Source organism: Variovorax guangxiensis (assembly GCF_003952165.1).
In the GTDB taxonomy this organism is placed as follows: Bacteria; Pseudomonadota; Gammaproteobacteria; order Burkholderiales; family Burkholderiaceae_C; genus Variovorax; species Variovorax guangxiensis.
Genome location: NZ_RXFT01000027.1, coordinates 18409 through 32442, shown reverse-complemented (window position 1 = coordinate 32442; position 14034 = coordinate 18409). Strand labels below are relative to the sequence as shown.

4 protein-coding genes are annotated in these 14034 nt (G+C 58.8%); all 4 read left to right on the top strand.

What is annotated here, in order from left to right; all coding sequences use genetic code 11:
- A partial coding sequence (locus tag EJP67_RS33265; protein ID WP_126025983.1) for a peptidase domain-containing ABC transporter occupies window positions 1–832 on the top strand: 832 nt, incomplete at its 5' end.
- On the top strand, window positions 829–2301 hold the full coding sequence (locus tag EJP67_RS33260; protein WP_126025982.1) for an HlyD family type I secretion periplasmic adaptor subunit: 1473 nt from the start codon (window positions 829–831) through the stop codon (window positions 2299–2301). The genes EJP67_RS33265 and EJP67_RS33260, both read left to right, overlap by 4 nt.
- Before the next feature lie 99 nt (window positions 2302–2400).
- Window positions 2401–3222 (top strand): hypothetical protein, encoded by an 822-nt coding sequence (locus EJP67_RS33255; protein ID WP_126025981.1) that lies wholly within the window; start codon window positions 2401–2403, stop codon window positions 3220–3222.
- Window positions 3203–13981, top strand: coding sequence for a calcium-binding protein (locus EJP67_RS33250; RefSeq protein WP_126025980.1), 10779 nt, complete (start codon window positions 3203–3205; stop codon window positions 13979–13981). Before EJP67_RS33255 ends, EJP67_RS33250 begins: the two co-directional genes overlap by 20 nt.
- Window positions 13982–14034 lie beyond the last annotated feature (53 nt).

The following is a 14034-nucleotide window of genomic DNA, read 5'->3' as shown; positions in this document are numbered from 1 at the left end:
CAACACCCGCACCGAAGTGCCGCCGAGCACCGCAGCCCAGCTCCCAGCACTCAAGGGCCGCGTGACCCTGGACAACCTCAGCTTCCGCTACCGCCCCGAGGCGGCGCCTGTGCTCAACGGCGTCAGCCTCGACGTGCGCCCCGGCGAAGTCATCGGCATCGTCGGGCGCTCGGGCTCGGGCAAGAGCACGCTGACCAAGCTCATCCAGCGGCTGTACTCGCCCGAGCAAGGGCGCCTGCTCGTCGACGGTATCGACATCAGCCTTATCGATGCGGCCCAACTCAGAAGGCAGGTGGGCGTGGTGCTGCAGGAGAACACCCTCTTCAACCGCAGCGTGCGCGAGAACATCGCCATCGTCGACCCGGCGGCGCCGCTCGATGCCGTCATCCAGGCCGCCCAGTTGGCAGGCGCTCACGAGTTCATCAGCGAGCTGCCCGAGGGCTACGACACCGTGGTGGGTGAACAGGGGGCAAGCCTGTCGGGCGGGCAGCGCCAGCGCATTGCCATTGCCCGGGCGCTCTTCACCCACCCGCGCATCCTGATCTTCGACGAGGCCACCAGCGCGCTGGACTACGAGAGCGAGGCCATCGTGCAGCGCAACATGGCGCACATCTGCAGGGGGCGCACGGTCTTCATCATCGCCCACCGCCTGAGCGCGGTACGCCATGCCAACCGGATCATCGTGATGGACAAGGGCAAGATCGTCGAAGGCGGCACGCACGAGAGCCTGCTGAGCAGGCCCAAGGGCATCTATGCGCACCTGTGGAACATGCAGGGTGGCGGGCATCCGACGGAGACGAATGACAGGGCTGGATCGGGGGCGGTGGTATGACACCGGACGTCTCCACCACCGCGCCTGCGGCCAATGCGCCCAGCGTTCGTCACCCGGTCTTCGAGTTGCTGGGCCGCTATGGCGCGATCTTCAAGGCCGCCTGGAAGCACCGCAACGAACTGGCCGGTCCGAAGCGCCTGGCCGATGAAGCGGCGTTCCTGCCCGCAGCACTGAGCCTGCAGGACACCCCCGTGCACCCGGCCCCCAGGCGGCTGGCCTATGCGCTGATCGCGTTGTTCCTCATTGCGCTGGCCTGGTCCATCTTCGGACAGGTCGACATCGTGGCGGTGGCGCCGGGCAAGATCATCGTGAGCGAGCGCACCAAGATCATCCAGCCGCTGGAGGTGAGCGTGGTCAAGCGGGTGCTTGTCAGGGATGGGGACCATGTGGAAGCAGGCCAGTCGCTGGTCGAGCTTGATCCCACGATGGCCACGGCCGACAGGACGAACGTCCATGAGCAGCTGAAGGCGGCACAGTCTGAGGTGCTGCGCACCAGAGCGCTTCTGCAGGCCCTGAACTCATCGGAGCCACGTGCTCCGGATCTGGGCAAGACGATTCCCCAAGGCTGGGCCGATGAAGACGTGAGTTCGGCCCGTGCAGAGTTGGACGACGAATGGAGCGACATCACGGCCAAGCTGGCCAAGGCTGCGGCGGAGATCAACCGTCGACAGGCCGAGATCGCGACCGCGCGCGAAGTGGTCACCAAGCTGGAGACGACGCTCCCGATCGCAAGACAAAGAGAAGCCGACTTCCGACAGCTTGCCGACCAGGGCTTCATGTCCAGCCACGCGAACCAGGACCGCACACGGGAGCGCATCGAGATGGAGCGGGATCTGGCGACGCAGCGGGCGAGATTGGCGGAAGCCAACGCCACGCTGCGTGAAAGCGAGAACACGAGAGCGGCCTACATCGCCGAGACCAAGCATAGCCTGAGAACACGCGAAGCCGCAGCCGAGCTCAAGCGACAGCAGGGAACTCAGGACCTGGCCAAGGCCGGTCAGCGCGAGCGCCTGACCACGCTCAAGGCGCCGGTGGCGGGCACGGTGCAGCAGCTTGCGGCGCACACCGAAGGCGGGGTGGTCACGGAGGCGCAGCCCCTGATGGTGATCGTGCCCGATGGGGCACAGGTGACGGCCGAGGTGACGCTGGAGAACAAGGACATCGGCTTCGTGAGTCCGACGCAGGAAGCGGCGATCAAGCTGGAGACGTTCCCGTACACGCGCTACGGCACGGTGAACGCGACCGTGAAGACGGTGACGGCGGATGCGGTCAATGACGAGAAGCGTGGGGCGATCTTCCCGGTCACGCTCAACCTGAACTCAACAACCATCGATGTGGATGGCAAGCCGATCAAGCTCAGTCCGGGGATGAATCTCACGGCGGAGATCAAGACGGGCAAGCGGCGAATCATCGAGTTCCTGCTCAGCCCGGTTCAGCGGGCGACCAGCGAGAGCTTAAGAGAACGGTAAATATGCTCGATTGTCGATTGACGGGGCATAGCTGGTGTGCAAGCACATTGCCGGTGCGGGCTTTCGTAGCACGTGCGGTGTTTCCAAGCATTGAAAGTCATGGGTCAGAAGATGAAGTGCGCCACAGTGATCAGTGCAGTACTAAAAATTGCCGTTCTCGGCCTACTTGCGAGCTGCACCGTTGCGGAGCGACCTCAGGCTGACGCAGCGCAGCCTTCCGTAGTCGCATCTGTTGCGAAATCCGAAAAGGCTGAAGCAGTTGGAGAGAAGACTGGCGGCGAGGCGACGTCGAATCTCCCGCCGGCATCACCCTCGTTGCCCTATCGCCCCAAAAACGGCGACAAGCTGGGATATTCCAAAGAGGAGAGTGCACGCCGACTGAGCCCTCAAGAAAGGGCATTCCTCGATGCCATCTTGCGTCTCTATCAGGAGCCGGGACTGTTTGCGCACCGACGTGAAGTTTTCGCGTTGCTGGGGACTGAACCAGGGCGCCGAGAGAACTTGAGTCATTCGATACCAAGGACTTCAGCTACAGATCCATTTCGCGAGTATGCGGCCCCCAAAGGGCTATTTGCCCGTGAGGGCTGGAAGGCCATCTATACCTACCGGGGGCGGGAAGACGGAGGGGAAATATGGCGAGCCAGACTCGACATCACTATTCCTCAAAGTGACTGCATCGACAGTCGTTCGGTAGAGGGCTATCTCGATCTGTATCTGATCACAGGTTTGGATGGCATATCTCATCCACCTCTCCCAGAGCACTGGGATCGTCACGGTGTTGCGGGGAGCCCGTTTGCGAGGGCTATTTCTAGCGCCACCCCCGGCATCGATCTCGGCTTTGTGGGGGGGTGTGCGGTTCGAATTACGCTGAGCAGTGGATACAAACTCAAGGAGGTGAGTGATGACAACGTTCTCAATTAATGATTCGATCTTTGCCGGGCTGAGGAGCGCGGTTGGGGTCAATACAGCCGCCTTGCAGCGTCTGGTCGACGCAGCAAATCAGAACTCCGAACTGAATATCGCGATGACTCGAGCAGTCACTTTGAACGATGTTGTGATTCGGCTGGCGGAACAGGATGAGCTCGCAGCCTCCGGAGCTGGCGCATTCTTTGACTTCATGTCTCTTCGTCCAAAAGACGATGGAAAGATGGCGATCGTCATCGATCCAAACTGGATCATTGGCGCTAATGCAACTCTGGGAGTTCTAAATAAGACGACGAGAGCCAATCTAATCGATGTCTTCGCTCATGAATTTGACCACTATCTTCGCGCTGACGCGTGGAAAGAAAACGAGCGGTTGCGTGACTTGAGCTATCGCTCCGGTGAGCTTACCAATGAGCAGCGCTTCGAGTTGTACATGAAGAACCAGATGCAATTGGAGGTGCAAGGCTGGTATGCCGGCTTGAGAGCTTTCCGCAAAGAGGTCGCTGGTGGCCCATATGCTGCCCTAGGCATCTCGGACATGATGCGAGTTTCGGATGTTGAGAAAAGGCTGCTCGAGGTCGAAGATCAAGGGCGCCGCCAAGGGCTGAGCGGTGCCGCATTGGACACCTTCGTCATCGAGAAGGGAGCTGCCGTCGTTTCAATCAACGCAAAGTACTGGGAGCGGTATGTAGGCAACTTGAGCCACATCAGTGGCGTTGATACTAAGGCAGTGCGTGCGAGACTAGCGCTGCGTCTTGATCAACCGGATGACGTGATCGAATGGAGCGAGAGTGGTGGCACAGGCAGCCCACTTGTTTCGGTTGTTTTGTACCGAAATGGCGCGCGGATCGAAGAGACGCAGAACTTCGATTTGTCTGGCCAGACACTGCGTTTCGACGCTGGCAATCATCTGATTGAACGTGTGGACGTGGCCGCCAATCCCGATGGAACACGAACAGCCGTCACAGAAGATGGCTTTGGAGAAGCTAGATCCAGCCAGACCACCCAGACTTTCGACGATGGAAGCAGCATTGTCCAAACAGTCGATTTCGCCAACCATTCGCTGAGCGAGACGACGACTGCAACGGATGGCTCTGTGCAGAGTAGCGTCACAACGTCCTTTGGCCAAGCGGCAAATGGCACCGAATCCAACGCCTTCACCCTCACGACGGCAAATACGTTGGCAGCAGTGCACGAGGCTGCTCATGATCCGAATGCCCAAACTGACCAGGTCACCCAAGGCCAGGTGGCCAGCGGCGGCAGCTGGAATCTCAGCTACAACGCCGACGACCTCAACAACAACCAGTTCGTAGGCGGTGCGGTAGACAACACCAGCGCCGCAGCAATCACTCAGATCCTGGCAGACGGCTGGCGTCCGGGGAACGGCAACACGGTGGCGCCGGTGATTGACCCGGAAGGCAATCTGCTGGGAAGCGGCCTGTTCAACCCCGATCCCTGGCTGATCGGAAACTGGCTCAATACGGCGAACACTCTGGCCCAGTTCACGCTGCCGACTGACCCGCTGGTGCTGGATCTCGACGGTGATGGTGTCAAGCTGACGCAGTACAGCACGGCTCCCGTTCTCTTCGATGCCGACAACGATGGAGGAAGCCTTGAGCAGACCGGGTGGGTCAGCGCCACCGACGGCATCGTTGCCGTCGACCGGAATGGCAACGGCAAGATCGACAACATCAGCGAGACTCTTTCCGAGTATTTCGGCGGTGCAGCAGGAACCGACGGCAATGCCGGAGAGAAGCGCTTCAAGGACGGCTTCGCTGCGTTGAAGAGCCTGGACAGCAATGGCGACAATGTCTTCAACAGCACCGATGCCGCCTGGAACAGTGTGAGGGTCTGGGTAGACGGCAACCACGACGGCAAGAGCTGGGATGACGCCAACCGAAACAGTGTTGTCGACAGTGGTGAAACCAGCGAGCTCAAGACCTTGGGTGAGCTCGGGATCACTCAGATCAATCTTGCCAACACGGCGCAAAGCGGCGAGGTGCGCGACGGAAACGAAGTGCTAGCGCGTGGCACCTTCGTACAGAACGGGCAAACCAAGGAGGCCATCGCCGCAAACTTCCTGGCCAATCCGAACGGCAGTACCAGCAGTACGTCCGGGACCGGAACCGTCGTCAGTTCGCAAGCAGGTTCTAACGCATCCGCGACCAGTTCCTACGTGGCGGGCAACGACGCTGGCGAAATCATCGATGTCGCCAGCAAGGGCGTGCGCAATGCCGCCGGGGCCGATGGCAACGATGTGCTCACTGGCGACGCCAACAACAACTGGCTGGCCGGCGGCTTGGGAAGCGACACCTTCAATGGGGGCGCTGGCGACGACATTCTGCTCATCGACGCGAACGACCTGCAGCAAAACATTCACGGCGGCGCTGGCACGGACATCGCTCAGGTTGTGGGCGACCGTGGCGTCACGCTCAACATGTCCCAAGCGGAAGTGGAAGTCGCACAGGGCGGTCGTGGCAACGACATCTTTGTGGCGGGCGGCCGCAGCAGTGTTTTCATGCGTGGCGGCGACGGCAACGATGTGCTGATCGGCGGCTCCGCAGCGGATGCGTTGTCCGGTGAAGACGGCGATGACTTGATCGATGGTGGCGCGGGCAACGATGTGCTGCGCGGGCATCGTGGGGAAGACAACCTCTCTGGAGGTGCCGGGGATGACCTGCTGGACGGGGGCTTGGGCGACGACGGATTGTTTGGTGGCCTTGGCAACGACGTGCTCAAGGGCGGATCCGGGGACGACACCATAGACGGTGGCGAAGGTGTTGATGCCATCGAACTCCGAGGCAACTACTCGGAGTACCGCATCCTGAAGACCGAGGATGGCGTCTGGATCAGCGATACCGTTGCTGGCCGCGACGGCACCGACTTTGTGAAGAACGTCGAGCGAGCGAACTTCGCCGATGTGAATCGAGTCGAAATTCCCAGCAGCAGCAGCGCCGGTCTGGAGAACCCGCTGCCGGTCAAGGATGTGCTCAGCAAAGACAAGAACGGCGTCAACTTCGATCGCGCCAACCCGCACCTGATCGGCAAGGCTCAGTTGCTGGCCAACGATATCGACTGGCAAGGTGACGCGCTGCAGATCTCCCAGCTATTCGACGTGACGGGCGGTACGGCCAGCATCACCGCCGCGGGTGACGTGCTTTTCACCCCCGATGCCAGCTTCACGGGTTTCATGGGGTTCAAGTACACAGTCACGGACAGCAAAGGCAATGTAGCCGCGACGGTCATCGATCCCAGCACCGGCCAATCCGCGGGTATGCGTGCGGCTGTCTACCTCAAGACCCCGGACATGCCCAGTGACCCGCTGTTGACGGACCAGTGGTATCTGGCCGACGCCAACATCCTGCCTGTCTGGAAGGACTACACCGGCAAGGGGGTGAACATCGGCCAGTTCGAGCCGAGCGGGCCGTTTAGTACGACCAAAGAGGTGCTCGACTACAGGCATGGTGACCTCAAAGACAACATCGATGCGCAGTGGCTCGCCAACGCTCAGCCTGGCCAGCTGGCCGGCGAGGGCAGCGAGGGAAAACTCAGCGATCACGCCACGCTGGTTGCGGGCGTCATAGTAGGCAGCAAGAACGGCATCGGTGGCGTTGGAGTCGCCTATGGCGCGACCGTGGCAGGCCATTGGCTGAGCGCCCAAGATTTCGGCACGCTTGCGAAGATGCAGCAGTACGACGTGGTCAATCACAGTTGGGGGGCAGGCACTAATTTCGATGTGAAGTTCACTCCACCAAGGCTCGGTGCCTTGCCAGCGGCCTATGAAAACGCTGTCTCGTTCGGTCGTGAGGCATTGGGGACAGTCATCGTCACTGCAGGCGGTAATGACCGAGCAAAGGGGGGCGACACGAACTATTCCAATGTTTCCAACACCCGCACCAGCATCATCGTTGGCGCTATCAACGCAAAGACGGATCTAGGCCTGCTGCAGGTCGGTGGCAAACCCTTCTCCAGCCCCGGCGCAAGCATCCTTGTGAGTGCGCCTGGCTCCAATGTGAGTTCGACGTCCCGCTTGGTACAAAACAGCAATGGCTCGACCTTCGGCGCCAACGAAACCGTTGCCCAGGGGACCAGCTTCGCTACACCTATCGTGAGCGGCATCGTTGCATTGATGCTTGAAGCGAATCCGGCGTTGGGGTATCGCGACGTCCAGCAAATCCTGGCCATTTCCGCGCGCAAGGTGGATGACGCCAGCACCACTTGGCAAACCAACGGCAGCAAGACATGGAATGGCGGTGGCATGCACGCGAGCCATGACTACGGCTATGGTGAAGTCGACGCCAGGGCCGCAGTTCGTCTGGCCGAGACCTGGACGACTCAGCAAACCTGGGGCAACGAGTTCTACTTGCTCCAGCCTTCCGCGTCCGGTGTCCTGAATATGGCTATTGCCGACGGGGCCCCCAATGGCATTCGCCATACATTGGCGGTTAACAACACATCGATCCGCGTGGAACACGTGGAGGTCCGGCTCAATATCACTCATGCCCGACCGGGGGACCTGATCGTCAAGTTGATCTCGCCTTCAGGGACGGAGTCGATCTTGATGAATCGGCCTGGAAAAGCGCCAGGAAGCGATGCCTCGGACCGGGGCGATGCCAGCTTCAATGGGTCAAGCACGCTCGACTATGTGTTCGACACGGCACTGCTGCGAGGTGAGTCGGCGAACGGAAATTGGACTCTCCAGGTCATCGACACTGCAACCGGCGATGTAGGCACGCTCAACAGCTGGAGCATGGATGTCTACGGGGCCGCCTTCCCGGCTGGAGATGATCAGTACGTGTACACGAATGAGTTTGCGCAACTGGCAGGGGCTGCCGGGCGCAATGTACTCAACGATACGAATGGTGGGCAGGACACGATCAATGCGGCTGCGATCAGCAGTGCAAGTCGCATTGACTTGAGTGCGGGAACCGCGACACTGGCTGGTGCCAACCTAACCATTCAGAACCCAGGTGTCATCGAGAACCTGATCGGCGGCGAGTTCAACGACACATTGATCGGCAACGCTGCAAACAACACGTTGATCGGTGGGCGCGGCAACGACTCGCTGTCTGGCGGGGACGGCACGGATGCCTTCTTCGGTGGCTTGGGCGGCGACACCATGACGGGTGGCAATGGTGGCGACTTGTTTGTCATTGAGAAGGATCCGGGCGCTACAGACGTCATTACCGATTTTGCAGTCGAAGTGGACAAGCTTGTGGTGTCCGGCTTCGCAGTGGACACATGGTCCTCGTTGCAACTGACTGCACAGGGTGCCGATACGAAGATCGATTTTGGCAATGGCCAAACTGTGCTGCTCAAGGGCGTACAGCCTTCGAGCCTTGGCCCCGGCAGCTTTCTGACGGTTCCTGAGGGCTTCACGGCGAGGGAATACCTGGCGGCAAATCGACCCGCCTTCGGCGCGGACGGGCCAACCAGTGGCACGCTGCCTGATGACGACATCACTGTCTGGGGAGGTGCAGGCGATGATTCGATCTATGGCGGCGCGCGGAACGACGTTCTTCATGGAAGTGCCGGAAGCGACACTTTGGTGGGTGACACCACGACCGATGCCCCCGTAGGCGGCAATGACGTAATCTTCGGCGATGCCGGTGACGACATACTGCGTGGTGGCGCGGGTGATGATCAACTGATCGGCGGCTCGGGTTTTGATCTGATCAATGGCGACGCTGGCAACGATCTGATTCAGCTGGAGGGGGATGAAGCGCTGGACAAGCATGCCCAGGCGGGGGCTCAGTTGCTTGGTGATGCGACGTTGACCGGCAGCGCCTTGGTCTTCGCGCAGGTGATTGGTTCTGGCGGCAGCGACCGCTTTGTCCTCAAGGAGGATCTGTCGGCCAATGCGTCGCTGGGCCTGCTGAAGAACTTGATCGCAGACTTCAATGTGGCCGACACCGCAGAGCGGATTGATCTGACGTTGATCCGCGCGGTCCGGACCTTCGGGGAGCTGAACTTCAGCACCGTGACCTACAACGGCGAGCAGTATTTGCGTGTCTGGTTGGGGCGGCCCGCGGTTGGAACGCAGTATCTGACTCTCAAAGGCGTCACGGCCACGCAGTTGTCGGCTGCGAACTTCATTTTCTCGGACGCTGATGCATTGCCCGCGATGTCCAAGGTACTCGTTACCGGGACTGGCGCAGACGATTCACTTGTGGGTGACGCGGGCGGCAATACGCTCGACGGAGGAGTAGGTGCGGACACCATGGAAGGTCGCACGGGCGACGATACCTATGTCGTAGATAACGTGGGTGACGTGGTCAAGGAGGTTGCCGGCGGTGGCTATGACGTCGTCAAGTCGAGCGTCAGCCACGTGCTGGGCGACGAGGTCGAGGATCTGACACTCACCGGCACGGCCTCTATCGATGGGACTGGTAATGCCAACGCCAACCGCTTGATCGGGAATGCAGGCAACAACGTACTGGATGGCGGCGCCGGTACTGACGTGATGCGCGGTGGAGCGGGGAACGATACCTATATCGTGGATGACGCGTCCGACACCATCATGGAACTGGAAAACGAGGGCATGGACAGCGTCAAATCCTCGGTTTCCTACACGCTTGCCGCTGGGCTGGAGAACTTGACACTGACGGGCACGCTGGATGCTGGCGGCACAGGCAACGATCTGAACAATCAGCTGATCGGCAACGCTGGCAACAATCACCTGTTCGGGTGGGCGGGCAACGACACTCTCGACGGCCAACTGGGCAGCGACGTGATGGTCGGCGGCATTGGAGACGACACCTATGTCGTCGACAGCCGCTATGACTCAGTGATTGAGCGTGCCAATGAAGGAAGCGACACGGTGGTCTCGAGCGTGGACTACAGCATCGCGGACAAGCCGGACATTGAAAACGTCGCCTTGACCGGAGAGCGGGCCATCGTCGCCACGGGGAATGCCGGCAACAACCGGCTGCTTGGCAACGGTGCTGACAATCTGATCGATGCAGGCGCTGGAGATGACTATCTCGACGGAGGCAGCGGCGCCGACACCATGATCGGTGGCTCGGGCAATGACAGCTACATCGTAGACAACGTGAATGATGCGGTCACCGAGCTGGCGAATGGTGGCACGGACACTGTGAACTCAAGCGTGAAATACACGCTGGCTGACAAGGGCGATGTCGAAAATCTCAACCTGACGGGGAGCGGCGATGTCTGGGGCCTTGGCAACAATGCCGACAACGTCATCACGGGCAATAGCGGGCGCAATCTTCTGATTGGCGACGGTGGGGCGGACATCATTGCTGGTGGCGCGGGTGATGACATCCTGGTGGGTGCCGGAACCGGGACCAACTACGAGAGCATCAGCAAATCATTCATGGATCGGATGTGGCTGGTGCTCACCGGCGGCTACCCGGGATTATTGTCCGACGGGACCTATGGTTTCGCGGTCAATGCGACGGGTGGCCCTGGAAAGAACACCCTCTATGGGGGCGATGGCAACGACTATTTGTATGCGGGCAATGATGGCGACACGCTCAACGGCGATGCCGGCAACGACAAACTCTACGGCGGAATCGGCCAGGACAACCTCTACGGACAGATCGGCAACGATGTGATCGACGGTGGCTCTGGTGACGATCGGCTGTTCGGAGGAGACGGGGCTGACCAACTGAATGCCGGGAATGGGAAGGACTTTCTGGACGGCGGCGCAGGCGATGACGTGCTTATTGCGTATGGGCTGGAGGGCAATGACATCCTCCTCGGTGGCGTAGGCAATGATCGTTTGGCTAGTGATAGCGGTTTCTTGGATGGTGGAGACGGCGATGACACGTTGACCGGTGGGGTTGCCAATGATGTCCTTGTCGGCGGGACAGGCAACGACAGGCTCGACGGCGGATACGGCAATGACATCATCCTGCTTGAAGGAGATGATGGCTATGTCAACCGAAGCACGCGCGCAGCAGGCGTCGGAGCGCGGATCGGCGGTGCGGGTGCAGACACGTTCCTGATGACGCCTACGGGCGGCGGCCGTAAGACACTTGGGCTCAGTGGTAACGCCGATTTCTTTGTGTCCAACATGATCTACGACTTCGACGTTGCCGTAGACAAGATCGATCTCAGTCAGATTTCCTGGCTTTCGGACTTTTCCCAACTCAAGTTCTCAGTCATCGATGGTGGTGGGTGGCCTTCGCCAACAGCAGACACCGATATGGACTACACCCAGATCGAAGCAGAACTAGACGGGGTGAGGATCGTCGTTAGCCTTTACAAGGTCATGCCGTCGTCGCTGACTGCCGAAAACTTCATCTTCAAAGGGGCGGCGAATGCAACCCCCCCAAGCTTTGTCCCCAACGGCATCGACGTCGCCAATGGAGTGCGCTGGGATGCAGGCAATTGGCGCACAGTGACCGCTGCCACGGCGTCGGAGGGCTCCGACGTCATTTACGGCGACGATCGACAGGACGAAACGATCAACGGCCTGGCTGGCGACGACCAGATCTACGGCCAAGGAGGGAATGACACTCTTGTGGGAGGCGACGGCAACGACGTCCTCGACGGTGGCGCGGGTGCTGACGTGTTGCGAGGTGGCGCAGGTGGAGATACCTACATCGTCGACAGCAGTTCGGATTCCGTCGTGGAAAACGTCGGGGAGGGCATCGATACGGTTCAAGCGTCGCTGAGCTATTCCCTGGGGGCCAACGTAGAAAACCTGACCCTCACGGGTGTGGGGGCTCTTGAGGGTGTTGGCAACTCCCTGAACAACACACTTGTCGGCAATGACGGTGCCAACGTTCTTGATGGCGGCGATGGCAATGATGTTCTCAACGGCGGAAGCGGTGCGGACTATCTCAAGGGCGGCGCGGGAGCTGACAGCCTGTATGGAGAAAGCAGCCGGTTCGTGTACGGCATGAGCGGTGACGACGTCCTTGACGGAGGTGCTGGCAATGATTTGCTTGACGGAGGAGAGGGTAGCAATACCTATCTCTTCGGCAAAGGTGACGGGCAGGACATCATCCGAAAAGCTCTTGCCTGGTCCAGTGGAACGAATACGCTGCAATTCAAGGCGGGGGTCACACCTTCAGATATCGAGGTAACCCAATCAGGCTGGTCATTGGTGTTATCGATTGCAGGAACTGCCGACAAGATCACTGTCGAGAATTTCCTCTATCAAAATGAAATTCCCAGCACTCAAAATCCTCTACAGCAAATAAAATTCGCTGATGGGGTTGTGTGGGATTTGCAGACTATCAAGGAAAAAATGTTTGCAGGAACTTCCGGGGTAGACTTCATCACAGGCACCATTCTGGCTGATACGATTTTTGGTCAAGCCGGGAATGACTCACTGAATGGCCTTGCGGGTGACGATACATTGGATGGAGGCCTCGGTAATGATGATCTCAATGGAGGCGTTGGAAAAAATGTGTACCTGTTCGGGAAAGGTGATGGTCAAGATACATTGAATTCCTATTCTGATTCAGCTGTTGGAAAGCTCAATACGCTGAAATTTAAGCAGGGAGTGGCTCCATCAGAGATCGTGGTAAGTCAATCTGATAACCACATCATCCTCTCGATAGCTGGTACGCAAGACAAGGTTACCGTTAGAGATTTTCTTTATCAAGGGAGTACGGCCAATGCCTACAATCCACTTCAAATGGTTGTGTTCGCCGACGGGACGGCATGGGACCTTGATGCAATAAGAAATAAGGTTTTTGCAGGGACTGCGAATGCGGACAAGATCACGGGCTCGACAGGGGCAGATGTCATCAGCGGACAAGCAGGCGACGACTCTTTGTCAGGCGGGGATGGAGACGATTTACTTGATGGCGGTGCTGGCAAAGATACGCTGGCCGGAGGTGCCGGAAATAATACCTACCTATTCGGCAAGGGAGATGGTGAGGATTCCTTGAGTTCTTTCTTGGTCAATACGACTGGAATGCTCAACACGCTGAAATTCAAGGAGGGCGTCGCCCCGTCAGAAATAGTGCTAAAGCAATTTGGCTCCGCGTTGATTTTTTCGATTGCAGGGACAGCCGATAAAATTACTGTGCAGGATTTCATGGCGGGAGGTAGCGTCACTAATTCCTATAACCCCATCCAGCAGGTGCAGTTTTTTGACGGCACGATTTGGAATTTGGACGCGATTAAAAGCAGGCTGTTCGCAGGTACTGCGGGTGACGATACTATTTCCGGTACAAATGGCGCTGATGCCATTTATGGTCAAAATGGTATTGATTCTCTTTCGGGGCGAGATGGCGATGATTTGCTCGACGGCGGCGCCGGTAACGACACCATCTTTGGCGAGGCGGGGAATGACACTATGAACGGCGGAGTTGGGAACGACTTCCTTTCTGGTGGTGTTGGAGATGATATTTTCGACGGCGGCGCCGGCAATGACAATCAATATGGCGGTACTGGCAACGACACCTATATTTTCTCTAGAGGATCGGGGCAAGACTCCGTAATCGAAGAGGATGCAACCTTGAATAATGTCGATGTTGCAAAATTTGGAGCCGACATCAGTGCTGATCAGCTTTGGTTTCGAAGAAATCAGGGAAGTTTGGAGGTCAGCATCATCGGGAGCGGGGATGTTCTCTCTATATACAACTGGTTCTCAGGCAACGGGAGCCATGTCGAGCAATTCAAGACGAGTGATGGAAAAACGCTACTTGATAGCCAGGTTCAGAACTTAGTGGACGCGATGGCAAGCTTTTCGCCGCCTGCGGCTGGGCAGACTACGCTGCCAGCGAACTATCAGAGCAGTTTGAACACCGTCATTGCCGCCAACTGGCACTGAGCAGCGGCGAAGGCGGCATGCGAGACGAGAGGCTGTGCTGATATCGGCCGCGG

Excerpts from the sequence above, each read along its gene's own strand:
- EJP67_RS33260 (WP_126025982.1), top strand. The coding sequence starts at position 829 with ATGACACCGGACGTCTCCACCACCGCGCCTGCGGCCAATGCGCCCAGC.
- EJP67_RS33255 (WP_126025981.1), top strand. The coding sequence starts at position 2,401 with ATGGGTCAGAAGATGAAGTGCGCCACAGTGATCAGTGCAGTACTAAAA.
- EJP67_RS33250 (WP_126025980.1), top strand. The coding sequence starts at position 3,203 with ATGACAACGTTCTCAATTAATGATTCGATCTTTGCCGGGCTGAGGAGC.